The 25,174-nt window shown below is 62.6% G+C and carries 30 protein-coding genes; 18 read left to right on the plus strand and 12 right to left on the minus strand.

Features of this window, described 5'->3' with window-relative positions; genetic code table 11:
• Window positions 1-133: 133 nt before the first annotated feature.
• Window positions 134-499: a cell division protein ZapA gene (locus AC0L25_RS05980; RefSeq protein WP_258121695.1), complete on the minus strand. Its 366-nt coding sequence runs from the start codon at window positions 497-499 to the stop codon at window positions 134-136.
• Window positions 500-510: 11 nt separating this feature from the next.
• Window positions 511-783 (minus strand): DUF4164 domain-containing protein, encoded by a 273-nt coding sequence (locus AC0L25_RS05985; RefSeq protein WP_473594633.1) that lies wholly within the window; start codon window positions 781-783, stop codon window positions 511-513.
• 304 nt (window positions 784-1,087) lie between these two features.
• Here AC0L25_RS05985 and tkt point away from each other — a divergent pair, with 304 nt between their 5' ends.
• From tkt to AC0L25_RS06020, 7 genes are all read left to right on the plus strand, one after another.
• Window positions 1,088-3,079, plus strand: a complete 1,992-nt coding sequence (gene tkt / locus AC0L25_RS05990) for a transketolase (RefSeq protein WP_473594634.1) — start codon at window positions 1,088-1,090, stop codon at window positions 3,077-3,079.
• Between the two features lie 158 nt (window positions 3,080-3,237).
• Window positions 3,238-4,248, plus strand: a complete 1,011-nt coding sequence (gene gap, locus AC0L25_RS05995) for a type I glyceraldehyde-3-phosphate dehydrogenase (RefSeq protein WP_473594635.1) — start codon at window positions 3,238-3,240, stop codon at window positions 4,246-4,248.
• A 254-nt stretch (window positions 4,249-4,502) separates the two neighbouring features.
• Complete coding sequence (locus AC0L25_RS06000; RefSeq protein WP_473594636.1) at window positions 4,503-6,392, plus strand: potassium/proton antiporter; 1,890 nt, start codon at window positions 4,503-4,505, stop codon at window positions 6,390-6,392.
• A 109-nt stretch (window positions 6,393-6,501) separates the two neighbouring features.
• Window positions 6,502-7,698: a phosphoglycerate kinase gene (locus tag AC0L25_RS06005; protein WP_473594637.1), complete on the plus strand. Its 1,197-nt coding sequence runs from the start codon at window positions 6,502-6,504 to the stop codon at window positions 7,696-7,698.
• Window positions 7,699-7,982: 284 nt separating this feature from the next.
• A complete protein-coding gene (locus tag AC0L25_RS06010) occupies window positions 7,983-9,008 on the plus strand; it encodes a class I fructose-bisphosphate aldolase (RefSeq protein ID WP_473594638.1) in 1,026 nt (341 codons plus the stop codon).
• 138 nt (window positions 9,009-9,146) lie between these two features.
• Window positions 9,147-9,887, plus strand: coding sequence for a DUF899 domain-containing protein (locus tag AC0L25_RS06015; RefSeq protein ID WP_473594639.1), 741 nt, complete (start codon window positions 9,147-9,149; stop codon window positions 9,885-9,887).
• Window positions 9,888-9,986: 99 nt separating this feature from the next.
• On the plus strand, window positions 9,987-10,718 hold the full coding sequence (locus AC0L25_RS06020; RefSeq protein WP_473594640.1) for an SGNH/GDSL hydrolase family protein: 732 nt from the start codon (window positions 9,987-9,989) through the stop codon (window positions 10,716-10,718).
• A 12-nt stretch (window positions 10,719-10,730) separates the two neighbouring features.
• Here AC0L25_RS06020 and AC0L25_RS06025 read toward each other — a convergent pair whose 3' ends face one another.
• Together AC0L25_RS06025 and AC0L25_RS06030 are read right to left on the minus strand one after the other, a co-directional pair.
• A complete protein-coding gene (locus tag AC0L25_RS06025; RefSeq protein ID WP_473594682.1) occupies window positions 10,731-10,910 on the minus strand; it encodes a hypothetical protein in 180 nt (59 codons plus the stop codon).
• Between the two features lie 45 nt (window positions 10,911-10,955).
• On the minus strand, window positions 10,956-11,909 hold the full coding sequence (locus AC0L25_RS06030) for a ring-cleaving dioxygenase (protein WP_473594641.1): 954 nt from the start codon (window positions 11,907-11,909) through the stop codon (window positions 10,956-10,958).
• Window positions 11,910-12,177: 268 nt separating this feature from the next.
• Here AC0L25_RS06030 and AC0L25_RS06035 point away from each other — a divergent pair, with 268 nt between their 5' ends.
• From AC0L25_RS06035 to AC0L25_RS06055, 5 genes are all read left to right on the plus strand, one after another.
• Window positions 12,178-12,345: a hypothetical protein gene (locus AC0L25_RS06035; RefSeq protein WP_082982284.1), complete on the plus strand. Its 168-nt coding sequence runs from the start codon at window positions 12,178-12,180 to the stop codon at window positions 12,343-12,345.
• Between the two features lie 87 nt (window positions 12,346-12,432).
• A complete protein-coding gene (locus AC0L25_RS06040; RefSeq protein WP_473594642.1) occupies window positions 12,433-13,035 on the plus strand; it encodes a DJ-1/PfpI family protein in 603 nt (200 codons plus the stop codon).
• A 53-nt stretch (window positions 13,036-13,088) separates the two neighbouring features.
• Window positions 13,089-13,454, plus strand: coding sequence for a VOC family protein (locus AC0L25_RS06045; protein ID WP_473594643.1), 366 nt, complete (start codon window positions 13,089-13,091; stop codon window positions 13,452-13,454).
• Between the two features lie 7 nt (window positions 13,455-13,461).
• A complete protein-coding gene (locus tag AC0L25_RS06050) occupies window positions 13,462-13,872 on the plus strand; it encodes a hypothetical protein (protein ID WP_473594644.1) in 411 nt (136 codons plus the stop codon).
• Between the two features lie 73 nt (window positions 13,873-13,945).
• Window positions 13,946-14,665 (plus strand): helix-turn-helix transcriptional regulator, encoded by a 720-nt coding sequence (locus tag AC0L25_RS06055; protein WP_473594645.1) that lies wholly within the window; start codon window positions 13,946-13,948, stop codon window positions 14,663-14,665.
• Between the two features lie 171 nt (window positions 14,666-14,836).
• Here the strand turns inward: AC0L25_RS06055 and AC0L25_RS06060 are convergent, their stop codons facing one another.
• The 3 genes from AC0L25_RS06060 to AC0L25_RS06070 form a co-directional block, all read right to left on the minus strand.
• The gene (locus tag AC0L25_RS06060) at window positions 14,837-15,532 is read right to left on the minus strand and encodes a DUF1013 domain-containing protein (RefSeq protein WP_352952089.1); all 696 of its coding nucleotides are present in this window, start codon (window positions 15,530-15,532) and stop codon (window positions 14,837-14,839) included.
• A 506-nt stretch (window positions 15,533-16,038) separates the two neighbouring features.
• A complete protein-coding gene (locus AC0L25_RS06065; protein WP_065011316.1) occupies window positions 16,039-16,179 on the minus strand; it encodes a DUF1127 domain-containing protein in 141 nt (46 codons plus the stop codon).
• A gap of 132 nt (window positions 16,180-16,311) precedes the next feature.
• Window positions 16,312-17,325: an NAD(P)H-quinone oxidoreductase gene (locus AC0L25_RS06070; protein ID WP_473594646.1), complete on the minus strand. Its 1,014-nt coding sequence runs from the start codon at window positions 17,323-17,325 to the stop codon at window positions 16,312-16,314.
• Between the two features lie 193 nt (window positions 17,326-17,518).
• Here AC0L25_RS06070 and AC0L25_RS06075 point away from each other — a divergent pair, with 193 nt between their 5' ends.
• The 3 genes from AC0L25_RS06075 to AC0L25_RS06085 all read left to right on the plus strand — a co-directional run bounded on the left by AC0L25_RS06075 (window position 17,519) and on the right by AC0L25_RS06085 (window position 19,356).
• The gene (locus tag AC0L25_RS06075; protein WP_023797052.1) at window positions 17,519-17,713 is read left to right on the plus strand and encodes a DUF1192 domain-containing protein; all 195 of its coding nucleotides are present in this window, start codon (window positions 17,519-17,521) and stop codon (window positions 17,711-17,713) included.
• Between the two features lie 76 nt (window positions 17,714-17,789).
• Window positions 17,790-19,037, plus strand: a complete 1,248-nt coding sequence (locus AC0L25_RS06080; protein ID WP_473594647.1) for an MFS transporter — start codon at window positions 17,790-17,792, stop codon at window positions 19,035-19,037.
• A gap of 31 nt (window positions 19,038-19,068) precedes the next feature.
• Window positions 19,069-19,356: an ArsR/SmtB family transcription factor gene (locus AC0L25_RS06085; RefSeq protein ID WP_473594648.1), complete on the plus strand. Its 288-nt coding sequence runs from the start codon at window positions 19,069-19,071 to the stop codon at window positions 19,354-19,356.
• Window positions 19,357-19,513: 157 nt separating this feature from the next.
• Here the strand turns inward: AC0L25_RS06085 and AC0L25_RS06090 are convergent, their stop codons facing one another.
• Window positions 19,514-20,365: an alpha/beta fold hydrolase gene (locus AC0L25_RS06090; RefSeq protein WP_473594649.1), complete on the minus strand. Its 852-nt coding sequence runs from the start codon at window positions 20,363-20,365 to the stop codon at window positions 19,514-19,516.
• 98 nt (window positions 20,366-20,463) lie between these two features.
• Between AC0L25_RS06090 and AC0L25_RS06095 the strand changes: the two genes are divergently transcribed.
• Window positions 20,464-20,991 carry a winged helix-turn-helix transcriptional regulator gene (locus AC0L25_RS06095; protein WP_352952095.1) on the plus strand — a complete coding sequence of 176 codons (528 nt, stop codon included), beginning with the start codon at window positions 20,464-20,466 and terminating at the stop codon, window positions 20,989-20,991.
• 78 nt (window positions 20,992-21,069) lie between these two features.
• Window positions 21,070-21,303 (plus strand): hypothetical protein, encoded by a 234-nt coding sequence (locus AC0L25_RS06100; protein WP_029348749.1) that lies wholly within the window; start codon window positions 21,070-21,072, stop codon window positions 21,301-21,303.
• A 173-nt stretch (window positions 21,304-21,476) separates the two neighbouring features.
• Here the strand turns inward: AC0L25_RS06100 and AC0L25_RS06105 are convergent, their stop codons facing one another.
• From AC0L25_RS06105 to AC0L25_RS06115, 3 genes are all read right to left on the minus strand, one after another.
• Window positions 21,477-21,878: a hypothetical protein gene (locus tag AC0L25_RS06105; RefSeq protein WP_473594650.1), complete on the minus strand. Its 402-nt coding sequence runs from the start codon at window positions 21,876-21,878 to the stop codon at window positions 21,477-21,479.
• Window positions 21,879-22,119: 241 nt separating this feature from the next.
• The gene (gene rpmF / locus AC0L25_RS06110; protein ID WP_006203806.1) at window positions 22,120-22,302 is read right to left on the minus strand and encodes a 50S ribosomal protein L32; all 183 of its coding nucleotides are present in this window, start codon (window positions 22,300-22,302) and stop codon (window positions 22,120-22,122) included.
• Window positions 22,303-22,440: 138 nt separating this feature from the next.
• The gene (locus tag AC0L25_RS06115; protein ID WP_473594651.1) at window positions 22,441-23,211 is read right to left on the minus strand and encodes a biosynthetic peptidoglycan transglycosylase; all 771 of its coding nucleotides are present in this window, start codon (window positions 23,209-23,211) and stop codon (window positions 22,441-22,443) included.
• Between the two features lie 79 nt (window positions 23,212-23,290).
• Here AC0L25_RS06115 and AC0L25_RS06120 point away from each other — a divergent pair, with 79 nt between their 5' ends.
• Entirely contained in the window at window positions 23,291-24,208 is a 918-nt protein-coding gene (locus AC0L25_RS06120; protein ID WP_473594652.1) for a polyprenyl synthetase family protein, read from the plus strand.
• Between the two features lie 20 nt (window positions 24,209-24,228).
• On the opposite strand, the gene AC0L25_RS06125 is transcribed toward AC0L25_RS06120, so the two are convergent.
• Window positions 24,229-25,137 (minus strand): LysR family transcriptional regulator, encoded by a 909-nt coding sequence (locus tag AC0L25_RS06125; protein WP_473594653.1) that lies wholly within the window; start codon window positions 25,135-25,137, stop codon window positions 24,229-24,231.
• Window positions 25,138-25,174 lie beyond the last annotated feature (37 nt).

The following is a 25,174-nucleotide window of genomic DNA, read 5'->3' on the forward strand; positions in this document are numbered from 1 at the left end:
ACTCCGGCGTCATCCTTCAAACGCCTGTTGCGCCGGTATCAAGGCCGGCGGCGAAAACTTTTTCGCCTGTTGTCGCAACATGGAGCATTTGATGGCGGCGCAATGGTCGTTTGGGCGCGATGGCAGTGGAAGTCTAAGCCTTGTTCACCGCCAGCGTCGTCGCCAGATCTTCCATGCGCTGGGCGAGCGCGCCAAGTGCATGGGTGAGCACGGTATCGTTCTTGTCGGCCTTGGTCAGCGCGTCGTCACGCGTCTTGCGCAGCGTCAGCACTTCGCTTTCCATGCCCTTGACGCGTTTTTGCAGTTCCGAAAGCTCGTCCATGACCATGATACCGGCCATCACGGTCAGCCGCTGATCGCCGATCTCGCCGAAAGAATCCTTAAGATGCGAGACATAGCGGTCGAAGCGCTCGGCAAGGTCGATCAGATGCTCTTCCTGGCCCTCGTCGCAAGCCATGCGATACTGCTTGCCGTCGATGGAAACCGTGACTTGTGCCATTGGGCCAGCCCCTATCTATCCAACACGGCGCGGATGGTTTCCATGGCGGTCACCAGCCGACGCGACACTTCCTTGTTGGCGTCTTCCAGCCGTTCGGCGCGCGCTTCGGAATTGTCGAGTTCCTGCGCCAGCCGCGAGCGGTCGGCGTTCATGCGCTGCACCTCCGCCTCGGCTTCCGTATAGTCGCGCTCGTGCTCGAGCTTGGCCGCGACGGCACTTTCCAGCCCCTCGATGGCCTTACCCAGCCTGGCGATGACTTCCTTGAGTGTCGTTTCCCCGGTCATGGCTTTCGTCCTGCGCCCTGCCCATCACCGAATCATCCACGTTCAGAACGCGTTATGTCTGAAACATTACCCGCCGTGTGAAGCCAACGTCAATAAAGCTCTCGCGACTGTCCCCTGCTAACGCTAATTTAGGGCCTCCAAGCCCTTCTGACGCCATCAACAGATCGGCAAAAGCGCGCCGGTTTATTGACTAACAGGATCGGCAAAAGCGCGCCGGTTTGTTGACTAAAAAGCCGCGCCTGCTATGTGTCGCGCACCCCTTTCCAGGGCTCTTCCAAGCCCCGAACGCCACACTGGAGGAAGCATGACCTCGCGTGAACAACATGACCGGATGGCCAATGCGATCCGTTTTCTTTCCATGGACGCCGTCGAGAAGGCCCAGTCGGGCCACCCCGGCCTGCCCATGGGCTGCGCCGACATTGCCACGGTGCTGTTCACGCGTTTCCTGAAATACGATCCGAAGAACCCGCACTGGCCCGATCGCGACCGTTTCATCCTGTCAGCCGGCCATGGCTCGATGCTGCTTTATTCGCTGCTCTATCTGACTGGCTACGAGGACATCACCCTCGACCAGATCAAGCATTTCCGCCAGCTGGGATCGAGGACGGCAGGCCATCCCGAATACGGCCATGCCGCCGGCATCGAGACGACAACCGGCCCGCTCGGCCAGGGGCTTGCCAATTCGGTCGGCTTCGCACTCGGCGAGCGCATCATGAATGCCGCCTTCGGCAACGACCTGGTCGACCACTACACCTATGTGCTGGCCGGCGACGGGTGCCTGATGGAGGGTGTTTCCCAGGAAGCCATCGCACTTGCCGGACATCTCAAGCTGAACAAGCTGATCGTCTTTTGGGACAACAACAACATCTCCATCGACGGCCCGGTTTCGTTGGCCGACAACACCGATCAGGTGGCCCGCTTCCAGGCGTCCGGCTGGAACGCCAGCCACATCGACGGCCAGGATCCGGAAGCGATCGCCTATGCCATTGAGGCGGCGCGCCATTCCGACAAGCCGACGATGATCGCCTGCAAGACGACGATCGGCTTCGGCGCGCCGACCAAGGCCGGCACCAACAAGGCACACGGCTCGCCGCTCGGCGCCGAGGAAATCGCCGGCGCCAGGAAGTTCTTCGGCTGGGACTATCCGCCCTTCGAAGTTCCTGCCGACATCCTCGACGCCTGGCGCAACGCCGGCAAGACGGGTGTCGAGGCACGCACCGACTGGGAAGGCCGCCTTGCCAAGGCCGATGCACAATTGCGCAGCGAATTCGAGCGTCGCATCAGTGGCACGCTGCCGGCGAATTTCGACGCCGTCATCACCGACTACAAGAAGAAGCTCAGCACGGACAAGCCGAAGGTCGCCACACGCAAATCGTCCGAAATGGCGCTCGAAATCATCAACGGCGCGGTGCCGGAAACGATCGGCGGCTCGGCCGACCTGACCGGCTCCAACAACACCAAGACCAGTCAGACCAAGAACATCACATCAGACGATTACGGCCAGCGCTACGTTCACTACGGCGTCCGCGAGCACGGCATGGCTGCCGCGCTCAACGGACTGACGCTGCATGGCGGCATCATCGCCTATGGCGGCACGTTCATGTGCTTTTCCGACTACGCCCGTCCGGCGATGCGGCTTGCCTCGCTGATGGGCATCCGCTCGATCTTCGTCATGACCCACGATTCCATCGGTCTCGGCGAAGACGGACCGACCCATCAGCCGGTGGAGCATCTGGCCGCACTGCGCGCCATCCCGAACCACAATGTCTTCCGTCCGGCCGACGCGGTCGAGACCGCCGAATGCTGGCAACTGGCCATCGAGCAGGAAAAGACGCCTTCGACACTGGCGCTGACCCGGCAGAACCTGCCGACCGTGCGCAACGACTTCGTTGCGGAAAACCTCAGCCGCCAAGGCGCCTATGAGCTGGCCGGCGCTAATGGCGATGCGGCAGTGACGATCTTCGCTTCGGGCTCCGAGGTCGAAATCGCGCTGGCGGCGCGCGAGGCACTGGAAAAGCACGGCCATCCGACCCGCGTCGTGTCTGTCCCCTGCTTCGAATTGTTCGACAAGCAGAGCGCCGACTATCGCAAGAAGACGATCGGCAACGCGCCGATCAAGATCGCCATCGAAGCCGGCATCCGCCAGGGCTGGGATCATTTCATCGGCACCGACGGCATCTTCATCGGCATGACCGGCTTCGGCGCCTCTGGCACGATCGAACAGCTCTATCCGCATTTCGGCATCACCGCCGAAGCGACGGTGAAGGCGGCGGAAGCCCGCCTGCACGGCGAATAAAATGTGCTGATATCCGGCGAAACCGCACATAGCGGTTTCGCCGGCGGCCTCGACCTAGTGGACTTAAATCCAACCCATCGACGGCTGGATTCTTTGCCAGCCCGCCGTTATGAAGCTGCGGACTTGATCTTCGGCCTCCAACTCCCAGGGAGAGAAAAATGACCGTCAGAGTTGCCATCAACGGATTCGGCCGCATCGGCCGCAACATCCTGCGCGCCATCCACGAATCCGGCCGCAAGGACATCGACGTCGTCGCTGTCAACGACCTCGGCCCGGTCGAGACCAACGCGCATCTGCTGCGCTTCGACAGCGTGCATGGCCGCTTCCCGCATGAAGTGACGGTTGACGGTGACCAGATCACCGTCGGCACCGAAAAATTCAAGGTCACCGCGATCAAGGACCCGACGCAGTTGCCGTGGAAGGATCTCGGCATCGACATCGCGCTCGAATGCACCGGCATCTTCACCGCCCGCGACAAAGCAGCGGCGCATTTGACCGCTGGCGCCAAGCGGGTCCTCGTCTCGGCGCCTGCAGAGGGCGCCGATCTCACCGTCGTCTATGGCATCAACCATGACAAGCTGACCAAGGACCACATCGTCATCTCGAACGCCTCCTGCACCACCAACTGCCTGGCGCCGCTGGCAGCCGTGCTGCATGAGGCGGTCGGCATCGAGAAGGGCATGATGACGACGATCCACTCCTACACCGGCGACCAGCCGACGCTGGACACCATGCATAAGGATCTCTACCGCGCCCGCGCCGCGGCCCTGTCGCAGATCCCGACCTCGACCGGCGCGGCCAAGGCGATCGGCCTGGTGCTGCCCGACCTCAAGGGCAAGCTCGACGGCATCTCCATCCGCGTGCCGACCCCAAACGTCTCGGTCGTCGATTTCAAATTCATTGCCAAGCGTGCGACCACGGTGCAGGAAATAAACGAAGCGGTGATCGCCGCCTCCAACGGCAAGCTGAAGGGCATTCTCGCCGTTACCAATCATCCAAACGTGTCGATCGACTTCAACCACGATCCGCATTCCTCGATCATGGCGCTCGACCAGACCAAGGTCATGGACGGCAACTTCGTTTCGGTGCTGTCCTGGTACGACAATGAATGGGGTTTTTCCAACCGCATGGCCGACACCGCCGTCGCCTTCGGCAAGACCATCGCCTGATCGCAGAACCGTCTTCTCGCGACTTGGAAAACGCCCGGCTCTGTCCGGGCGTTTTCATGACAGCGCCTAGCACCCTTTTGGATGCGCAAACGACGCTCTAACGGTTTGTTTGGCAAGACCGCGCCTTGAGCGCCAAAACACTCAATAATCAGCGGCATAGGGCAAAAAACCACCCTCACGCCTTGCACCGGTCATGTCTTCGCCTCACTCTCCCGTAAAGCGAGAGGAACACGAATTCGAGGGGCAATTGGCGGATGGAGCATGCGATCTATCTCGTGACGCTGGTCGGCGCCGCACTCGTCGTTGCCGCCGCGTTTTCGAGCCTGATCGCCTTCCGCTTCGGCGCCCCTCTCTTGCTGCTGTTTCTCTGCATTGGCCTGGCCACGGGAACCGACGGCCTCGGCATCCAGTTCGACAATGCGCGACTGGCTTATTTTGCCGGCTCACTGGCGCTGGCGGTCATCCTGTTCGATTCCGGTTTCGGCACGCCGCTGAACGCCTTGCGGCAGGCGGCCGGACCGGCACTGTCGCTGGCGACCATCGGCGTCCTATTGACCACTGGCCTGTTCGGCGTCGTCGCCCACTATCTGCTCGATCTCAGCTGGCTGGAATCCTTCCTGCTCGGGGCTGCCGTCGCCTCGACCGACGCGGCAGCGGTGTTCTTCCTGTTGCGCGCCGGCGAGATCAATTTGCGTGAACGCGTGCGTTCGACGCTCGAGGTGGAATCCGGCACCAATGATCCAATCGCCATCTTCCTGACCATCAGCCTGGTCGAGATCATCGCCGCCAACGCCAGTCCCGAGGCCAGGGTGCTGGTTACGGATCTCGTCCTCGGCTTCCTTCTCAATATGGGGCTTGGCGCCATCGTCGGCATTTTCGGCGGCCTCGCCATCGTGCGCCTTGTCGACCGGCTCAATCTCGACCACGGGCTGCTGCCGATCTTCGTGCTGACGCTGTCGCTGATGGTGTTCGCCGCCGCCGGCGCCATTGGCGGCTCCGGTTTTCTGGCGGTCTATATTGCCGGCCTCATTGCCGGCAATTCCGACATTCGCGCCGTCACCATCCTCAAGCGCTTCCAGGACGGCATGTCGTGGCTGGCACAGATCATCATGTTCCTGGTCCTCGGCCTGTTCGCGACGCCCTCGCAATTTCCGGCGATCCTGCTGCCGGCGGTGCTGCTGGGACTGTTCCTGATATTCGTGGCGCGGCCGATCGCCGTCTGGCTTTGCCTGATGCCGTTCCGTCTGCCGCGCCCGGAAGTCGCCTTCGTCTCATGGGTAGGCCTGCGTGGCGCCGTGTCAATCCTGCTCGCCATCACGCCGCTGCTTGGCGGCCTTGAGAATGGCCGCCTCATCTTCAACACCGCCTTCATCGTCGTATTGGTGTCGCTGATCATCCAGGGATGGACTGTCGGACCGCTGGCGCGCCGCCTCGGCCTGATCGTGCCGGCCCGCTTGGGGCCATTGGACAAGGTCGAACTCGAATTGCCCGGCTCGGCCCATCACGAGCTTCTCGCCTACCGCGTAGCACCTGGCAGCCCGGTGGCGCGCGGTGAGCGCATTCCGCGCTGGGCGAGGCCGTCGCTGGTGCTGCGCGACGGGCGCTCGATGCGCTTCCAGGACATGGGCAGGCTCGCCGCCGGCGACCATGTCTACATCTTCGTGCCGGATCGCTATCCGGCCCTGCTCGACAAGCTGTTCGCCAGCCGCGCCGTGGTCGATCCCGAGGATGCGGACTTCTTCGGCGCCTTCGCCGTCGATCCAGCGCGCTCCGCCGCGGAACTGGAAGCCGCATACGCGCCGGGCCTGACCGAGGAGGAACGCAAGCTGACCGTCGGCGACCTGGTGACGGAGCGGCTCGGCGGCCATGCCGAATATGCCGACCGCGTGCTGATTGGCCCGATCGAGCTGATCGTCCGCGACGTCGACGACAAAGGCAAGATCACTGGCCTCGGTCTTTCCCTCGAGCCGACCGCGCCGGTGGCACGGGTGCCGGTGTTCCTGAGTGCCGGCGAGATCGCCGACCGGATCGTTGCCTTTGTGCGCAATTGGCGCAAGCGGATCAAAAAGCAGAGCTCCGAGACGCCGGCGGACGCGGAACCCGCTCCACAGCCGGTGGTGGAAAAGGCAACCGACGGGGGCTGACTGCCCCCGACACAGGCCGTGGTCATATTTTCCGGGTAGCACCATTGCAGGTCTTGCATCGTCGTTGGTGCGGGTTAAGGTCCCGGCGTTTTTTGCGAAAGGGAACAGCATGGCCGGCTTCAAGACACTGGACGACATTGGCAACATCGACGGCAAGCGCTTGCTGGTGCGCGTCGACCTCAACGTTCCCGTCGCCGACGGCAAGGTCACCGACGCTACCCGCATCGAGCGCATCGCGCCGACCATCGCCGAGCTTTCCGGCAAGGGCGCCAAGGTCATCCTGCTGGCCCATTTTGGCCGGCCCAAGGATGGACCCTCGCCCGAATTCTCGCTTGAGCCGATCGCTAAGGCGGCCGCGGAGGTGCTTGGCCGCCCTGTCGGCTTCGCGCCGGATTGCATCGGCGACGCAGCGGAGAGCGCCGTCGCCGCCACGAACAACGGCGACGTGCTGCTGCTCGAAAACACCCGCTTCTACAAGGGCGAGGAGAAGAACGACGCGGCCTTCACCGAAAAGCTCGCCGCCAATGGCGACATCTTCGTCAACGACGCCTTTTCCGCCGCCCACCGTGCCCATTCGTCGACGGAAGGTCTTGCGCACCTGCTGCCGGCCTTCGCCGGCCGTACCATGCAGGCCGAACTCGACGCGCTGGAAAAGGGCCTCGGCAATCCCGCCCGCCCTGTCGTTGCCATCGTCGGGGGCGCCAAGGTGTCGAGCAAGATCGACCTGCTGATGAATTTGGTGAAGAAGGTCGACGCGCTGGTCATCGGCGGCGGCATGGCCAACACATTCCTCGCGGCGCGCGGCACCGATGTCGGAAAATCGCTGTGCGAGCACGACCTCGCCAACACCGCCAAGCAGATCATGATCGAGGCGGCCGAAGCCGGCTGCGCCGTCATCCTGCCGGTCGACGGTGTCGTCGCCAGGGAATTCAAGGCGGGCGCAGCGAGCGAACCGGTAGCCATATCAGAGGTGCCGGCTGACGCCATGATCCTCGATGTCGGCGAAAAGACGGTGAAGACCGTTGCCGACTGGATCGACCGCGCCGCGACACTGGTCTGGAACGGTCCGCTTGGCGCCTTCGAGATCGAGCCGTTCGATCGGGCGACGGTGGCGGTAGCCCGGCACGCCGCGGCCCGCACCAGCGCCGGCAAATTGATCTCGGTCGCCGGCGGCGGCGACACGGTGGCGGCACTCAACCATGCCGGCGTCGCCGACGACTTCACCTATGTCTCGACCGCCGGCGGCGCCTTCCTGGAATGGATGGAGGGCAAGCCGCTGCCCGGTGTCGATGTGCTGAAGCGCTGAGAGCCTGTTTGGAAACTCTACTCTGGCGGCCATCTGATGGCGTTTTCTGCGCTCCCGGTGCTCACGGACCAAATGTCCGCTGCGCTCCGGTTCTCGAAACCACCACCATATGACTCGCCAGAGCGAATTTCGAAACAGTCTCTGAGGCGAACGACAGCGTTTGCGCGTTTCAATCGATTCGAGTTTTCCGCTTGGAATGGTTCGACTTGAACCTGCCTTGCTCTAGTGGTCTGCTAGCCCGGATATTTCACGCTGTTGGAACAACCGTTTCAGGAGGATGCACAATGAGCGAACGTCTTGAGGAGATTGCCGCCGCGATGGTGGCCGACGGCAAAGGTCTTTTGGCCGCCGACGAGAGCTCCGGCACCATCAAGAAGCGCTTCGACGTGATCGGCGTCGAATCGACCGCCGACAGCCGCCGCGACTATCGCGAGATGATGTTCCGCGCCAAGGAGGCGATGACCAGATACATCTCCGGCGTCATCCTCTATGACGAGACCATCCGCCAGAAGGCCGCCGACGGCACACCGCTGGTCGACATCATCAAGGCGACCGGCGCCATTCCAGGCATCAAGGTCGATGCCGGCGCCAAGCCTCTCGCCGGGTTCCCTGGCGACACGATCACCGAGGGCCTCGACGGCCTGCGCGAGCGGCTCGCCGACTATTACAAACTCGGCGCCCGTTTCGCCAAATGGCGTGCGGTGATCGACATCGATGTCGTCAAGGGCGTGCCTTCCGCCACGTCGATCGGCTCGAACGCGCATGCGCTCGCCCGCTATGCGGCGCTTTGCCAGGAGGCCGGCATCGTGCCGATCGTCGAGCCGGAGGTGCTGATGGACGGCGCCCATGATATCGGCACCTGCTACGAGATCAGCAAGGCAACGCTGACAAAACTCTACACCGAGCTCTACGCGGCCCGCGTCGTCCTCGAAGGCACTATCCTGAAGCCGAACATGGTCCTGGCCGGCAAGAAGTCGGGCAAGACCAGCAGGCCCGAGGAAGTCGCCGCAAGGACCATAAAACTGTTCCGCGAAACGGTGCCGGCCGCGATTGGGGGCATCGCCTTTCTCTCCGGCGGGCAATCGGACGAGGAGGCGACCGCCAACCTCAATGCCATCAATGCCATCGGCCCGCATCCATGGAAATTGACCTTCTCCTACGGCCGCGCCTTGCAGGCGGCGCCACAGAAGGCGTGGAGCGGCAAGGCGGCCAACGTCGCCGCTGCCCAGGCCGCCTTCGCCCACCGCGCCCACATGAACCATCTGGCCGCGCTTGGAAAATGGCAGCCGGAGCTGGAACAGGCCGCCTGACTGGTTTTTTCTACCTTCGTCCAAACCCGGGCCATATGGCCTGGGTTCGATCTGCTCCAAAATGCTCCAAAAAACGCGACGGCCCTGTCGGCCTGCGTTGAGCCCAAACGTCCTTTGGGCTCAAAGAGGAGCAGGCTGATGCCAAACAACAAGATCGTTTCACAGGAAGACTGGTTCCAGGCGCACAAGGCGCATCTGGCGCGCGAAAAGGAACTGACGCGATTTCGCGACCGCATCGCTGCCGAACGGCGGGAATTGCCTTGGTTGAAGATGCGGAAGGACTATGTCTTCGAGACCGAACAGGGCCCGAAGAACCTGGCCGACCTATTCGCCGGCGCAAGCCAGCTGATCGTCTACCACTTTATGTTCGGGCCGGGCGCCGATTATCGTTGCGAAGGCTGTTCCTTCCTTGCCGACCATATCGACGGCGCCAACCAGCACCTCAAGCACCACGATGTGTCTTTGGTCGTGATCTCGCGGGCGCCGTTGGCCGAATTTCTGCCCTACAAACAGCGCATGGGCTGGAAATTCGACTGGGTATCGTCCTACGCCTCGGACTTCAACTTCGACATGCAGGTTTCCTTCACCGACAAGCAGATCGCATCCGGCGGCACGACCTACAATTTCGAGCAGCGCGCGCTGAAATCGAAGGACCTTCCCGGCATCAGCGTGTTCTACAGGGATGGGAACGGCGACATGTTCCTGACCTTCATGTCGCGCTCCAGGGGCGGTGATCCGCTGATCGGCGCTTATCACTATCTTGACCTGACGCCGAAGGGCCGCAACGAGACCGGTCCCCACCACAGCCTGATGGATTGGGTGCGGCTGCACGACGAATATGCACACAGGCCCGAGATGCAGGACGCCTGTTGTCATTGACGACGGGCAGTCGACGCAATGTCTTTCGCCTTTAGGCCGATATGCGCTAAGTGCTGCTCGCTATGCCCTTTAACGGACCTGCCCCATTAACGGTTTGCGATGCAGCGCTTTCTTGCCCTCCTCACCTGGCTCGCCTTTCCGGTCTATGTCTGGCAGGGTTTCGGCGTGCGCCGCCGCACCACCCGCATGCTGCCGGCGCAAGGTCCGGTCATGCACGAGATATCAGGCCAGGCGCCAGCGCTCTCGCTTCTGATGCTTGGCGATTCTTCCGCGGCCTCGGTCGGCATCGGCAATTCCGAGTACGGGCTGGCCGCGCAACTGGCCGAGCTGATCTCGAAACGCACTGGCCGTGCGGTGCGCTGGCGGGCAGCCGGCTTTAACTCGGCGACCTCAGGCCAGATCCGCGACCACGTGCTGCCCAATCTGTCGGCCGACCCTTGGACGCATATCGTGCTCGCCATCGGCACCAACGACACCAAGAACTTTCACTCGGTGCCACGCTTCAAAAGCGATTTTGGCGGCCTGCTCTACGCGTTGCGCGCCAAATGGCCGGAGGCGCGCGTGGTGTGGTCGCCGGTGCTGGAATTCACCCGGGCACCGGCAATGCCGCCGCTGCTCGGAAAGATCCTGGAAATCCGCGCCGCCGAGATGAACCGGATGGGCGAGCGCCTTTGCCTCGAACGCGGCGCGGTGCCGGCACCGCGCCTGCCGATCACCGATGCCGAAGCCGGTTTTGCCTCCGACGGATTTCATGCCTCGGAAGCCGGCTACCGGGCCTGGGCGGAACATCTGGTCGATTTGGTGCTGGCCAACGAACCACGCTTCGCGTAGCGGCCGCCAGCCTTACGTCCAATGGCCCAGCGCCGCTGTTATCGAAATTGCCGCCATCGCCAATACCGCCAGCTTCCAAAAATCGCTGCGCCGCTTCAGCCCCGGCCAGCCGAGCGGCTTGATCAGCTGGATGACCATCATGGCGATGATGACGAGTGCGAGGAGTTTCGACATGCCGCTTTTGACCAGCATCACGGTCGGCTGTCAAAGTGCTCCTTTCGCTCGCTCACGAGAGCGCTATGCCAGCGGCTTGAGACCGGCCTCGATCGCAGCCCGGTTCGGTTCGAGGAACGGTGGCAAGGCCAGCCTCTCGCCCAGAGTTTCCAGCGGCTCGTCGGCCGTGAACCCGGGGCCGTCGGTGGCGATCTCGAACAATATGCCGTTCGGCTCACGGAAATAGAGCGAACGGAAGTAATATCGTTCGACCTCGCCGCTCGACGGCAGACGAAACTCGGCCAATCGCGCCGTCCATTGGTGCAAGGTCTCCTGGTCCGGCGCCCTGAAGGCGACGTGGTGGACCGCACCGGCGCCTTGCCATGCCGGCGCAAGGCCCGGCTGCACCGCGACATGAAGCTCCGCCGCCGGCCCGCCTTCGCCGATTTCGAAGACATGAACCTGACCCTGACCATCCGGCGAGGCATAATCCCGCGCCTTGCGCATGTTCATCACCCTGGTCAGCACGGCTTCGGTGTTGGTGATGTCGGGAACACTGATGACGATAGGCCCGAGCCCGCGTATCTGGTGCTCGATCGGGACCGGGCTTTGAGCCCAGGGATGACTGTCGCCCTTGCCGCCATCGCTGACGAGACGCAGGCGCTGGCCTTCTGGGTCTTCGAAATCCAGCGACGGGTAGCCGCCAACATCGCCGATCTCTCCCGTCGCGACGGTCTCGCCGGCCAGGCGCTCCTTCCACCAGGCAAGGCTTTCAGCGCTGGCGACCCTCAGGCTGGTCCGCACGATACTGTTGGTGCCGCGCCGTTCGCGTCCGACCGGCCAATCGAAGAAGGTGATGTCGGTGCCAGGCGTCGCCGCGGCGTCGGCATAGAAAAGGTGATAGGCTGACGTGTCGTCCTGATTGACCGTCTTCTTGACCAGCCGCAGCCCCAAGGTGCCGGTGTAGAAACGAAGGTTTCCCGGCGCATTCGCCGTGATAGCGGTCAGATGGTGGATTCCCGTCAGTTGCAGGCCCATGGTCGTCTCCCTGATCTCTGGAAAATTTTTCTCCTTCAATATCAGAACGCCAACCCTATCGCAGAAGGATGCGAATTCCGACAGTCCGTCGCTGCAAGCTGAACGATCTCAACTCTGACAGGGACATGCGATGAACAGGCCGGCGTGCCTCGCACCGGCGAGATCGGGAAGACAACCGGCAGCATCACCAAGGCCATCAAGCCTCCTGACAGACTGTTGTCAGGAGGGGTGTGCGATAGTGTCTCCATCGAAAGAGAGGAGACCAGCTATGAACGGTTTTACCATTCTGCGCAGCGTGCAGCACTATGTCGGCAAGATCAGGACGATGCGCAACGAGATTCGCACCCGGCGTTTCATGAACGGGTTGCCGCAGAGCATCCGCAAGGACATCGGTTGGCCGGATAATTACGAAGGCCGCCACGGCCGCGGCCATTGAGGCGGTTTGTTCGCGGCAGCGGCTGGATGCGGACGCCACGGCGCCCCAGATAAATAGGTCCGGCGGGCCGAAAAGACGGAGCAGGAAATGTCCGAACAGAAAACCATCGGCGTCCTTTTCATCGATCGCTTCGCCGACTGGGAATACGGCCTACTTGCGGCTTCGGCAGTCGAATGGTTCGGCGCACGCGCGGTATCGCTGACGCCAAACGGCAAGCCGGTGACTTCGGCCAGCGGATTTATGCTGACGCCCGACCGCTCCGCCGGGGTAGATGAAAACACCGATCTCGACGCTGTCGCAGTTATCGGCTCTGACCAGTGGGTCGATGCCCCGCCTGATATCTCCGGACTGCTGACAGCGGTCGCAGCGCGTGGCGGCGTGGTCGGCGGCATCTGCGCCGGTACGCTGGCTCTGGCGCGTGCCGGCCTGTTCGACAAGGCAAAACACACCAGCAATGGTCGTGACTGGATCAACGAAAAGGAACCGGGTTACCCGGGCGCCCAGAACTATCAGGACGTGCCCTATGCGGTCGCAGACGGTCGCATCGTGTCCGCGCCGGGTTCGGCTCCCGGCACGTTCGCTCTTGCCTATTTGAAGACGCTCTATCCCCAGAGAAGCAGCGACCTCGCTGAGATGCGTACGCTGTTCGCCAAGGAGTATGCTGAAGGGGAATATGCTGAAGCCTCCTGACACTACGGTGTCAGGAGCGGCATGCAATAGTGCGATACTATCAGGAGACAGACATGGCCTTCACCCCTGCAAAAGCCTCGGCATGGTTCGAGATCCCCGTCACCGACATGGATCGGGCGCGCGCCTTTTATGGGTCGGTGCTCCAGAACGATCTCATCCTGGAGGAGAGCGGCCCGAACCCTCTGGCCATGTTCGCCGCGCAGGACCGAATGGCATCCGGGCACGTCTACCCCGGAAAACCCGCGGCACCGGGAACCGGCCCGACCATCCATCTGTCGGTTGCCGCACCGATCGAGGACGCCATGGAACGGGTGAGGCAGAACGGCGGCCAGGTCGTCTCGCTGGCGATCTCCATTCCGGCCGGCACATTCGCCTATTGCCTCGACCCGGACGGCAACAGCTTCGGGCTCTTCGTCTAGGTGCCGCATGGCAACAAGCTGGAACGACAGGCTGAACACGCCGGGCACCAACGGTATCAAGCCGACGCCGCGCACTGTTGGCGACGTCGTCGAGGGCCAGCCGATGCTGGTCCCGACGGCACGGCAGGTCGATGATTTCATCCGCTCCATCCCAGAGGGCGTGGACATGGACATCCGCGCATTGCGCACCGCGCTCGCCATCGAGCACGGTGCCGAAGTGACATGTCCGGTCACCATCGGCTATCATCTGCGCACTGTCGCCGAGGCCGCCAATGAGGATCTGGAACGCGGCGTGACGCTGAGCTACATCGCGCCGTTCTGGCGGGTGCTGGATGCAAAGACGCCGACAACAGGGAAATTGTCCTTCGGCGCGGCATTCGTCGCCGCGCAGCGCAAGCGCGAAGGGCTCGAACCATAATGCATGTCGCCCAAAAGTGGGGACCGGTTTTGGGACAACGACATGCATAACAACAACATCGAGGGACCATACGATGCGCCGCGCCGACAGGCTCTTCCAGATCGTGCAGCATCTGCGCGGTGGCCGTCTGGTCACCGCCCAGAAGCTGGGCACGTGGCTCGAGGTTTCCGAGCGAACCATCTACCGCGACATCGCCGACCTGCAGTCGACTGGTGTGCCGATCGACGGCGAGGCCGGCGTCGGCTACATGATGAGGGAGGGTTTCGACCTTCCGCCGCTGATGTTCACGCGTGACGAGATCGTCGCGCTGGTCGCCGGCGCCCGCATGGTGCGCGCGTTTGGCGGTGCTGCCATGGCGCGGGCCGCCGACGAGGCGCTGGTCAAGATCGGCGCCGTGCTGCCCGATGCCGAAAAGGACCGCATCGCCCGCACCGAGATCCACACGCCGATGTGGGTGGTGAGCGACGCCGCCCGCGAAGCAATCGACCTGATCGAGCGCGCGGTGGAAAAACGCCAGGTGCTGACCATCGACTACTCCGACGAAGCGGGCCGCAGCACCGCGCGCGACATCCGGCCATTGGGCCTGTGGTTCTGGGGCAAGGTGTGGACGCTGGTCGCCTGGTGCGAGATGCGCGACGATTTTCGCGCTTTCCGCATCGACCGCATCGCTTCGGTGGTCATCGCCGGCCGCGTTTTCAAGCCGGAGCGCGGCAAGCAGCTCGCCGATTTCTACCGTGCGGTGGAGCGCAGCGAGGACTACGGCATGGCGCCGGACCGGGCCGCACGAAGCTAGGTGCGGCGTTCCTTTCCTTCTCCCTTGTGGGAGAAGGTGGCGGCGAAGCCGGCCGGATGAGGGGTGTTCCAGGGAACGCCGACCCCTCATTTCTTCCAACACCCCTCTTCCGTCTTGGCGCTGCGCGCCGATCCACCTTCTCCCACAAGGGGAGAAGGAGGGGCGCCTCACCTATTTCTCGTCGTCCGTATCCTCGTCCTTCGACTTCAACGCCGAAAGCTTGGCGAAGACGGCGTTGGCGTCGAGCTCCGCATCCTCGTCCTTCGGCTTCTCAGGCGCCGGCACCAGCCGCTCGGTCAATGCCGCCGGCAGCAGGGTGTCGCCAGCTGGTTGTGCCTGTTCGCGGCCACGCGAGGCGCGATTGACTTCCATGTCGAGGTCGATCTGCGAGGCGAGACCCAGCGTCACGGGATCCATCGGCTGCAGATTGGCCGAGTTCCAGTGCTTTCTGTCGCGGATCTGATCGATCGTCGACTTGGTGGTGCCGACAAGGCGCGCGATCTGCGCGTCCTTCAGCTCGGGATGGTTGCGCACCAGCCAGAGGATGGCGTTGGGCCGGTCCTGGCGCTTCGACAGCGGCGTGTAGCGCGGACCCTTGCGCTTGGATTCCGGCACCCGCACTTTGGGGTCCGACAACTTCAGCCGATGGTTCGGGTCCTTCTCGGCGCGTGCGATCTCGTCGCGGGTCAGCTGGCCGGTCATTATCGGGTCCATGCCCTTGATGCCTTGCGCCGACTCGCCATCGGCGATCGCCTTGACCTCGAGCGGATGCAGCCCGCAGAACTGCGCGATCTGCTCGAAGGACAGCGCGGTGTTGTCGACCAGCCAGACGGCGGTCGCCTTGGGCATCAGCAGCGTGTTGGCCATTATGAGATATCCTTCTCGTTCGCCCGCGTTCCCGCGCGGGCGGTGGTTTTAGAGCCACCAAAATGGGAAATTCGCTGCGTATATAACCACTCCGTTGCCGTTTCGCAACGGTTTTGGAAGGTACTGTCGTAAGCAGATGAGTTGTCCGGATTAGGTAGCAGATGAGTTGTCCGGTTTGATCACCAGCAAACGGAGGCTGGGGATGAAGCGGGCAGCATGGCTACAGGACCGGAGAATGCAGAAGTTTGTGGGAGTGTTGCGCCGCTGGGGGCGTGGAGCTTTTTGCAGCATCTTGCCGGCGGCGCCTTCGTGGCACCGATCGATCATCGCAGCTGCTGCTGCACGGACCTCAAAACGACAAAACCCGCCGGACAGGGTCCAGCGGGCTCGGAACCGGCGACGGGAAATCCGTCTGCTGCGGCTCTGGCTTCTAAAGCATGATCTCGGACCGAAGCACCACGTCGCGAAAAGCAGCTTGATGCTTTCAGGCGAGATCACACTTGAGATCAAAGCGCCTTGCGGGCGATCCTCTCGATGTCACCACGGTTGATGCCGAGGTCGTTGAGCTGACGGGCGTTCAGGCGGTTCAGTTCGCGCACGGTTTCATTGTACATGCGCCAGTTACGGAAAGCACGGATCGGGTTCATGGTAGTCCTCCATCGTTTCGATGCCGCTCAAATAGGCATCGTTGATGAAAAGTTGGACAGACGCTTTTGCATGGCCGCAATGCGTTTGTTGCATTGCACAATTAAGGATTTCTTCAGCGTGTTTGCCGACCGTCAGCCGACATCGAGCACGATCTTGCCGATGTGGTCGCCATCCTCCATCCGCTCATGCGCCCGCCACGCCTCCTTGAGCGGGAAGATCATGTCCATGACGGGTGCTACTTTGCGGGTGCCGAGCAGCGGCCACACCTGCGCCTCCAGCGCTGCGGCGATCGCCGCCTTGAATTCGACGGTGCGTGGCCGCAGCGTCGAGCCGGTGTGGGTGAGCCGCTTGACCATCATCTTCGAGAAGTCGGTGCTTGCCACCGCCCCGCCCTGCGTGGCGATCTGGACGATGCGGCCTTCCACCGCCGCGGCCTCGTAGTTTCGCGCCACATAGTCGCCGCCGACCATGTCGAGGATAACGTTGGCACCCTTGCCGCCGGTCGCGTCCTTGACCGCCGCGACGAAATCCTCCTCGCCGTAGTTGATCGCCCGGTCGGCGCCGAGTTTCAGACAGGCGTCGCACTTCTCCTGGTTGCCGGCGGTGGTGATGACATAGGCGCCGAAGGCCGAGGCGAGTTGGATCGCCGTAGTGCCGATCCCGGACGAGCCACCATGGACGAGCAGCGTCTCGCCGCTCTTCAGGCCGCCGCGCTCAAAGACATTATGCCAGACGGTGAAGTAGTTTTCCGGCACCGCCGCTGCTTCGGTGTGGGTAAAGCCGGCGGGCAGCGGCAGCACGCTGCCGGCATGGACCTTGACATATTCGGCATAGCCGCCGCCGGGCGTCAGCGCGCAGACCCGGTCGCCGACGCGCCAGCGCGATATCTCGTCGCCAAGAGCTGCAACTTCGCCCGACGCTTCGAGGCCCGGCAGGTCCGACGCACCGGGCGGCGGCGGATAGGCGCCTTTGCGTTGCTGCACATCCGGCCGGTTGATACCGGCGGCACGCACCCGGATCAGGATTTCGCCGGGACCGGGCACGGGCACGTCGCGTGTTTCCGGTTTCAGCACCCGCGGTCCACCGGGTTCCGAGATTGCAATGGCTGTCATCGTCGCCGGAATCTTGTTCTGTCCACTCGCCATGAATTTTCCCGTCTCGCTTCGCCAGTTTATGCCAGCTGCCGGTTTGTTGCCGACTGTTTGCATCCGTGCCCCTGCCCTATGTATGCTGATTGCCAAATCAGGCAAATGGCCACTGCAGCGTCGGGCGTTCGAAGTGGACGCGCAAAGGACGCTGTAGCAGTTTAACTTTTTTGTGCATGAGGGAGGAGCGACGATGGCGATCTTCGACGACGAACCCAAAAAGAAAGCGCGCCCGCATGAGATCGGGCAGGATTTGTCGCTGCTCTCCGTCGACGAACTGTCTGAGCGGATCGGCATCTTGCGCGACGAGATCGCCCGGCTCGAAGCCGAGCTCAAGACCAAGAGCACCACCAAATCAGCGGCCGAGGCCCTGTTCCGCCGCGGATAGTTTCCAGAGCCGAAGCGCCCGCCGCCGAAAAGCTCGAATCTTCAGACCCTCCCCAAATTCCAGCCGGATCAGCTAAATGTTTGCAAGCTACCGACCGATCCTCTCGCTGCTTCGCGGCACCGCTTTCCTGCTGGCGGCGACCGGACTGCACGGGCTGCTGTTGCCGCTGCGCGGCCAGTTGGAAGGTTTCTCGACCGCATCGCTCGGCCTGATGGGCACGGCCTGGGCCGGCGGCTTCGTCACCGGCTGCTTCTTTGCGCCGCGCCTGGTGCGCCGCGCCGGTCATGTACGCGCTTTCGGCGCCTTTGCGGCATCGGGAGCCATCGTCGCACTGCTCACCGGTCTGATCATCGACGAATATGTCTGGATCCTGCTGCGCGCCTTCACCGGCTTCACCATGGCCGGCGCCTTCATGGTCATCGAAAGCTGGCTGAACGAGAAGTCCACCAACGAGAACCGCGGCACCGTCTTCGGCCTTTATATGATGGTCACCTATGCCTCGATCATGGGCGGCCAGATGATCGTTGCCGGCGGCGACGTGAAGTCCGCCTCGCTGTTCATGATCACCGGTATCCTGTTTTGCCTATCGCTCATTCCGACCGCAGTGTCGACGGCTTCGCACCCCAAGCCGCTGCAGGATGTCTCGCTCGACGTCAAGGGACTGTATGTCAATTCGCCGGTGTCGGCGATCGCCTGCGTTTTGATCGGCATCGCTAACGGCGCCTGGGGCACGCTTGGTGCCGTCTATGGCGCCCGTATCGGCATTTCCACGGCCGAGATCGCGCTGATGATGAGCCTGGTGGTCGTCGCCGGCGCCGCCATGCAACTTCCGGCCGGGCGCCTCTCCGACAAGACCGACCGCCGCTTTGTGCTGGCGGGCCTGGCCTTCGGCGCGGCGCTGTTCGCCGTCGCGGTCTTCCTGTTCGAGCCGCGCTCCGGCGTCTTCGTTATCGTCTGCACCGCCGCCTACGGCGCCTTTGCCTACACGCTGTATTCGATCGCCGTGGCCCATGCCAACGACCACGCCCGCGCGGAGGATTTCGTCAAAGTGTCGGGCGGCCTGCTGCTGCTTTATGGTTTCGGCACGATGATCGGGCCGCTGCTGGCCGCCGGCCTGATGGGCTGGATGCGGCCGGAAGGCCTGTTCCTAGCGACGGCCTTCGCGCATCTCTGCCTGGCGGGCTATACGCTGCTGCGCATCAGCCGGCGCGCGCCGGTGCCGATCGAAGACCGCGACGCCTTCACAACACAACCGGCCGAGCGCTCGATCACGCCGGAAGCATTGCGGCTCGATCCGCGCAGAAAGCCTGAAACCAACGGTTGAGATTTAGAAAACTTTGCCCCACAAATAAGGCATGATGTTTTCCGACGCCTTCATGGCCATTGCCGACCCCAACCGGCGCCATCTTTTGGAAGAGCTCCGGCGCGGCCCGAAGACCGTCAACGAACTGGCCGCCGGGTTGCCGGTCTCGCGCCCGGCTGTTTCGCAGCATCTAAAGGTGCTGCTCGATGCCGGACTGGTCAACGCCAAGCCGGAAGGGACAAAGCGCGTCTATACGGTCAGCAGTTCAGGCTTCCTGAAGCTCAACATCTGGCTCGACCAGTTCTGGGATGCAGAGCAGCTTGGTTCCCCCGGAAGCTGAAGCTGGGCGGTATTTTGCAGCATCGGGCTTAACCGTTGTTGTACGGGAAGAGCTCGAAATAGGGCTGCGCTTCCCCGATCGCGCGGGCGACGGACGGGCGTTGCAGCAACCGGTCGTGGTAACGTCTCACCGCCGGATATTGATCGCCGAAGGCTACTTACCTGGCTTGGCTATGAGTGACGATAGCATCAACGATCGCAGCCCAATGATCGGGATGCAGCTCATGCCCGCCGCCTTCGATGCGGACAAGCCTCGCGCCGGCAACCGCCTCTGCGAGAGCAACGCCATGCTCGACCGGAAAGATCGGATCCGCGGTGCCGTGGATAACGAGGAGCGGGGCCTTCAATTCGTGCAGACGGCCCTTCGGGTCCTCGCCGCCCCCATCTTCGCCGCTCTTGAGCAGGAAATGATTGGTCGCGCTCAAGAAGCCGCCGGATCGGTCGTAGTCCTGTTCGACGAACGCCCTCGTCCGCTTCTCGTCGAAGGGATGCGCGGCGCCTGCGATCGCGTGCGCGTCCTTGACGATGAAGTCGACCACCTGGGCTCGGTCAGACCAGTCGACATCAGCGCCTTCGGCCGAATGCTTCATATAGGCCTCGGTCGTGCCAGGCAGATTCGACGTGTCGATTCCTACAGGAGAAGTGCTGATCGCCGTAAGCGAGATGATCCGCGACGGATGTTTCAGCGCCACAAGCTGCGCGATCATGCCGCCCATCGACATGCCGACCAGATGCGCTTTCGCGATGCCATAGCTGTCGAGGACGCGGATGGCGTCGTCCACCATGTCGTCGAAAGTGTAAGGTGGTTCGCCCGGCGCATATTTGGTTGAACGGCCAGTATCGCGATTGTCATAGCGGATAACGAACAGGCCCTTGCCGGCCAGTTTCCGGCAGAACCCCTCCGGCCACCACAGCATCGAAGCCATGGCACCCATGATCAGCAGCATCGGTGGGTGCGCGGGGTCGCCAAACGTCTCGGACGCGATTTCGGGTTCCGCAGCCTTCATCATGATCGCAATCTCCTCCCTAAAACCGATTGCCTTTTGCAATCAGTTGCACGATAATAAGACTGATATGATAATGCAACCGGTTTCTGTCGGAGAATTGCATGAGCATCGATCGCCGGTCTGGGTGCCCGATCAACCTGTCGCTTGAAGTGTTTGGCGACCGGTGGAGCCTGATCATCCTTCGCGACATGATTTTCGGCGGCAAACGCCACTTTCGCGACCTGCTCAACGGGTCGCTGGAGGGAATCGCTTCCAACATCCTCGCCGATCGGCTGAAGCGGCTGATGGAGCTCGGCATGCTGACCAGGGCCGACGATCCCACCCACAAGCAGAAGGCGATCTACAGCCTGACCGAAATGGCGATCACGCTGGTGCCGATCCTGGCGCATCTCGGCGCCTGGGGTCGAGTCTGGCTGCCTGTCAGCGAGGAGCTCTCGATCCGCGCCGAGCTTTTGGAGAAGGGCGGCCCGCCGATGTGGGAAAAGTTCATGGACGAACTGCGCCACGAACATCTGGGCACGCCTTCCGACACGCCCCCGGATGCCACCGTGCGTGCCACCCTGCAGGCCGGATATGAGGCGGTTGCCGCCCGAAAGGCGCCGGGCGCCAGGTGCGATTCCCGCGCCTGACCAACTTATTTTCCCCATTGCAGGCCGGCTCTGCTATTAAAGAAATGAAAACTATAATTTACGGGATTGGAAAAACCCTTGGTTGAGAACTCTAAGGATACTGCCCGCGCGCGGGCCGATTTGCGTTTTAAGAAGCAGGAAGAGGCAGCCACGGTTCGCCAGAAGGCGATGGCGGAATATGTTGCCGAGAGCGACGCCCGCCAGATAAAGACCAATAAACTGAGGGCGCTCCGCCTTGCCAAGGAAGCGGAAGACCTTGCCAATGCACCGGCTGCTCCGGTGAAGAAGCCGGCGCGCGCCAAGAAAAAATAGGGCGGTTCCTGGGCGTGGCCCTGGAACCGGACGATCGGCGCGGTCCGTGACAATGCCGGCGCCGTCACCGGCACTGCCGCATTCCACCGATACGTTGGATAATGATGAAACAGCCGCCATCGCCGGCATCCAGTCGGTTGGCTTCACCGCCGACCCAGGTTGCGGCCGGGCCTCTAGCCCATGTTTATGTCACGGGTGGCCGCTCGCATCGATACTGAGAAGCCGGCCAGGACGTCGACCAGTGCGATGACCATCAGAGTGAAGAAAACCGAGTGCGCCGCGCCCTTCACCAGCAGGAACTCGACCAGGAACGCCACGAAGACGAAAGTCGACAACAGGTGGTCCATGATCGAGGCGTTTGTCGTACGCGTCGATTTCATGATTTCGACGAAGAAGAGAAGCAGCCCGATCAGCACGATCAGATCGCCGAGCGTCATCGAGAACACTCCGCCCGACATCATGCGGATCGAGAACATTTCGCTTGCCCAGGGATCGTCGCCCCCGCCGAATATTCCCAGAAGCCCGAGATTATAGAGGACGAAGGGCACGATCAGCAGCGGGATGGCACCGAACATCAGAAGGCTCCGGTTGGACAGCCTTCTCTAGTATGCGCTCGGCGTTCGCCGTCAAGAATTTTCGTACGCGACCGCGAACACGGACAAAGACCGCGCGAAATAACAATGTCAGCCGGTCCGCTGCCGTCCGGTACGGCTGCTGCGTGTTTGAAATGATCGGTGGGCGATCATCTTCGCCAAAATGCAAAAAGACCGGCGCGATGACCGGTCCTTCGATAGGCACAAACCGTCGAAAGCGTTCTTAGCTTTCCTTCGGCTCCAGAACCTGGCGACCGCGATACATGCCGGTCTTCAGGTCGATATGGTGCGGGCGGCGCATCTCGCCGGAATTCTTGTCCTCGACATAGGTCGGGGCCTTCAAGGCATCGGCCGAACGGCGCATGCCGCGCTTCGACGGAGAGGTTTTTCGTTTCGGTACGGCCATGGATATGCTCCACTACATGGTCAAAATGCCCCGGCTGCCCTCGTGAAAGGGCCGCGTCAGGGGCCGGAATCTGAGAAAGTCGGGTGCCTATACACGCCCTGCGCCGTTTTGGCCAGCGCCGCCGCGAATTTTTTTAAGCTATCGCAGACAGCCGACATAGGCGCCGGACCGGCCCGCGCGCCGCTCGATCAGCGAGGCCAGCCGTCTCAGCCCCGGGCCGGGCTTCGCCGGGTTGCGTGCGATCGGGTTCGGCAGGGTGACGGCAAGCAGCGCCGCCTGGCGACGCGACAATCGTTTTGCCGAAACCCCGAAATGGTGTTGGGCGGCGGCCTCGATGCCATAGATGCCCGGCCCCCATTCGGCGATGTTGAGGTAGATTTCCATAATGCGCCGTTTCGACATCACCATGTCGAAGTAGACAGCCAGCGGCAGCTCGACGACTTTCCGGACCGAGCCCAGCGGCCGCGACCAGAGATAAAGGTTCTTCACGGTCTGCATGGAAATGGTCGAGGCGCCGCGCGTCATCTCGCCGGCCAGCGCATCGTCGACGACGCCCCTCAACTCGCCAAGGTCGATGCCGCGATGGAAACAGAACTGCCCGTCCTCCGACATGATGACCGAATTCGCCAGCGCCGGCGCCACATCGTCGATCGAGACCCAGCGCCGGTCATAGCCGGAAAACGTCGCCAGATCCTTCAGCATCAGTGTCGATACCGGATGCACGAACGGCGGCAGATACAGAAAGGTCAATACCACCGGCATCAGCGCCAGCACGACGGCGACGGTGATGCCGCGCCGGACCCAGTGCCGGGGCCAACGTTTGAGACCGATGCGGTTGCCGCGTTTCGGCCTCACCATGTCCAGCCCTTCGGTTTCGTGATCGACGATCGGTTCCGCCAAGCCGCTCAATCCATGCTGCTCCCTGCCCCCGGCATAATGGCGCTTGGCTTCTTGCGCAACGTCTGAGTGTCGGCTACCCGTCCCCGGCATGACGAAAGACGATCAAATGCCGTTCGAGGCAGCGCTTGTCGCGCGCACAGGTCCGGTCGAGGCGCTGCTCAGGCGACTGCTCGACAACCGCCCGCTTTCAGGCGAGATCGCGCGGCCGCAACGTCTGATGGAGGCGATGCGCCACGGCGTGCTGAACGGCGGTAAGCGCCTGCGCCCCTTCCTGGTCATGGAAAGCGCCGCGCTGTTTTCCGCCGACGGCGAGGCGGCGCTGCGCGTGGCGGCGGCGCTCGAATGCGTGCATTGCTATTCGCTGATCCATGACGATCTGCCGGCCATGGACGACGACGATTTGCGCCGTGGCCAGCCGACCGTGCACAAGGCCTTCGACGAGGCGACCGCCATCCTCGCCGGCGACGCCTTGCTGGCGCTGGCCTTCGACATCATTGCCGGCGAAGCGACAATGCTGCCGGCCGAGCGACGGGCGGCGCTGGTGCTGGCGCTGGCCCGCGCCGCCGGAGCCGGCGGCATGGTCGGCGGCCAGGTGCTCGATCTCGAAGCCGAGCGTGTCAGGCCGGACGAAGCCGGCATCATCCGGCTTCAGGCGATGAAGACCGGCGCACTGATCCGCTTCGCCTGCGAGGCGGGCGCCATCCTGGCCGGCGCGCCGGCGGCCGACCGTGAAAGACTGGCGGAATTCGGCTCGGCGATCGGGCTTGCCTTTCAGCTTGCCGACGATTTGCTCGACCTGACGGCGGACGCGCACCAGATGGGCAAGGCGACCGGCAAGGATGCAGCCGCCGGCAAGGCGACGCTGGTGGCGCTGCACGGCGCCAATTGGGCGCGAGACCAGCTTCAGGGCCTCGTCGACCAGGCCCACGCCTTGCTTAATCCCTATGGCGACGAGGCCGTGCTTCTGAAGCAGGCAGCGGAATTCGTGGCGGCCCGCAACAGCTGACGCTGTTCCCAGTTCCCGTCCTATGGCGCGCCGTGTAGCCAAGGAGGGTTGGTGAACTGTTCGGCCAGGAAATCGACGAATACGCGCACACGCGGCGACAGGATTCGGCCAGGCGGATAGACGGCGCAGATTGGTGGTCCGTCATGATGATTGTATCCGGTGAGCAATGCGGTCAGTCTGCCTACTCTGATATCTGGCCCAACCAATATCTCCGACATGCGGATGATGCCTACACCGGCGAGCGCCAGCCGGCGTAGCGCCTCCGTGCTGTTGGCCTCTATCGGGCTGCGCATACGCATGCTTTGCGGACCGTCCGGGCCATCGAATTCCCAGATGTTGAGGCCGCCGCGTGATGTGATGCCAAGACATGTATGATGTTGAAGATCGCCTGGCGTCATCGGCATACCGTGTTTTTCGAGATACTGAGTAGACGCGCAAATGACACGGTGATTGGGCGCCAGCCGCCGCATCACCAGCCTGGAATCGCTCTGGGCGGCAACGCGCACGGCGACGTCCGTTTCCTCAGCCAATAGGTCGACAATCGCATCTGTGAACATCAGCTCGAGCTCAACAGCCGGGTAGCGTTCGATGAAAGCCGGCAACATCGGCACGATCAAACGATGGCCGAAGGCGCTCGGAAGACTGACGCGCAGCCGGCCGCGTGGTTCTGCGCCGGGTTGAATTGCGATTTCAGCCTCTTTGATGTCGTTCAGGATGCGGCGAGCGCTATCAGCATAGGTGCTGCCTTCCGCCGTCAAGCTGATGCGCCGCGTCGAGCGTTGCAACAAGCGCACGCCAAGGCGGGATTCAAGCCGACCGACGATTTTGCTGACGGCCGAAGGGGTCATCCGCAGCCGGCGTGCCGCTGCCGAGAAGTCGCCTTCCTCGACAACCGACAGGAACACACCCATCGTCTCTTGCCGGTCCATATACATCTATTCCAATTCGTCACAGATGAACGGAAAT

The sequence above is a fragment of the Mesorhizobium sp. WSM4813 genome, assembly GCF_055811555.1.

Excerpts from the sequence above, each read along its gene's own strand:
- AC0L25_RS06065 (WP_065011316.1), bottom strand. The coding sequence starts at position 16,179 with ATGAACCCGATCCGTGCTTTCCGTAACTGGCGCATGTACAATGAAACC.
- rpmF (WP_006203806.1), bottom strand. The coding sequence starts at position 22,302 with ATGGCCGTACCGAAACGAAAAACCTCTCCGTCGAAGCGCGGCATGCGC.
- AC0L25_RS06050 (WP_473594644.1), top strand. The coding sequence starts at position 13,462 with ATGGCAACAAGCTGGAACGACAGGCTGAACACGCCGGGCACCAACGGT.
- AC0L25_RS06005 (WP_473594637.1), top strand. The coding sequence starts at position 6,502 with ATGGCCGGCTTCAAGACACTGGACGACATTGGCAACATCGACGGCAAG.
- AC0L25_RS06045 (WP_473594643.1), top strand. The coding sequence starts at position 13,089 with ATGGCCTTCACCCCTGCAAAAGCCTCGGCATGGTTCGAGATCCCCGTC.
- AC0L25_RS06025 (WP_473594682.1), bottom strand. The coding sequence starts at position 10,910 with ATGCTGGTCAAAAGCGGCATGTCGAAACTCCTCGCACTCGTCATCATC.
- AC0L25_RS05980 (WP_258121695.1), bottom strand. The coding sequence starts at position 499 with ATGGCACAAGTCACGGTTTCCATCGACGGCAAGCAGTATCGCATGGCT.
- gap (WP_473594635.1), top strand. The coding sequence starts at position 3,238 with ATGACCGTCAGAGTTGCCATCAACGGATTCGGCCGCATCGGCCGCAAC.
- AC0L25_RS06060 (WP_352952089.1), bottom strand. The coding sequence starts at position 15,532 with ATGGCCAACACGCTGCTGATGCCCAAGGCGACCGCCGTCTGGCTGGTC.
- AC0L25_RS06035 (WP_082982284.1), top strand. The coding sequence starts at position 12,178 with ATGAACGGTTTTACCATTCTGCGCAGCGTGCAGCACTATGTCGGCAAG.
- AC0L25_RS06015 (WP_473594639.1), top strand. The coding sequence starts at position 9,147 with ATGCCAAACAACAAGATCGTTTCACAGGAAGACTGGTTCCAGGCGCAC.
- AC0L25_RS06030 (WP_473594641.1), bottom strand. The coding sequence starts at position 11,909 with ATGGGCCTGCAACTGACGGGAATCCACCATCTGACCGCTATCACGGCG.
- AC0L25_RS06075 (WP_023797052.1), top strand. The coding sequence starts at position 17,519 with ATGGCGATCTTCGACGACGAACCCAAAAAGAAAGCGCGCCCGCATGAG.
- AC0L25_RS06090 (WP_473594649.1), bottom strand. The coding sequence starts at position 20,365 with ATGATGAAGGCTGCGGAACCCGAAATCGCGTCCGAGACGTTTGGCGAC.
- AC0L25_RS06085 (WP_473594648.1), top strand. The coding sequence starts at position 19,069 with ATGATGTTTTCCGACGCCTTCATGGCCATTGCCGACCCCAACCGGCGC.
- AC0L25_RS05985 (WP_473594633.1), bottom strand. The coding sequence starts at position 783 with ATGACCGGGGAAACGACACTCAAGGAAGTCATCGCCAGGCTGGGTAAG.
- AC0L25_RS06055 (WP_473594645.1), top strand. The coding sequence starts at position 13,946 with ATGCGCCGCGCCGACAGGCTCTTCCAGATCGTGCAGCATCTGCGCGGT.
- AC0L25_RS06070 (WP_473594646.1), bottom strand. The coding sequence starts at position 17,325 with ATGGCGAGTGGACAGAACAAGATTCCGGCGACGATGACAGCCATTGCA.
- AC0L25_RS06000 (WP_473594636.1), top strand. The coding sequence starts at position 4,503 with ATGGAGCATGCGATCTATCTCGTGACGCTGGTCGGCGCCGCACTCGTC.
- AC0L25_RS06040 (WP_473594642.1), top strand. The coding sequence starts at position 12,433 with ATGTCCGAACAGAAAACCATCGGCGTCCTTTTCATCGATCGCTTCGCC.
- AC0L25_RS06125 (WP_473594653.1), bottom strand. The coding sequence starts at position 25,137 with ATGGACCGGCAAGAGACGATGGGTGTGTTCCTGTCGGTTGTCGAGGAA.
- AC0L25_RS06095 (WP_352952095.1), top strand. The coding sequence starts at position 20,464 with ATGAGCATCGATCGCCGGTCTGGGTGCCCGATCAACCTGTCGCTTGAA.
- AC0L25_RS06080 (WP_473594647.1), top strand. The coding sequence starts at position 17,790 with ATGTTTGCAAGCTACCGACCGATCCTCTCGCTGCTTCGCGGCACCGCT.
- AC0L25_RS06105 (WP_473594650.1), bottom strand. The coding sequence starts at position 21,878 with ATGTTCGGTGCCATCCCGCTGCTGATCGTGCCCTTCGTCCTCTATAAT.
- AC0L25_RS06020 (WP_473594640.1), top strand. The coding sequence starts at position 9,987 with ATGCAGCGCTTTCTTGCCCTCCTCACCTGGCTCGCCTTTCCGGTCTAT.
- tkt (WP_473594634.1), top strand. The coding sequence starts at position 1,088 with ATGACCTCGCGTGAACAACATGACCGGATGGCCAATGCGATCCGTTTT.
- AC0L25_RS06120 (WP_473594652.1), top strand. The coding sequence starts at position 23,291 with ATGACGAAAGACGATCAAATGCCGTTCGAGGCAGCGCTTGTCGCGCGC.
- AC0L25_RS06010 (WP_473594638.1), top strand. The coding sequence starts at position 7,983 with ATGAGCGAACGTCTTGAGGAGATTGCCGCCGCGATGGTGGCCGACGGC.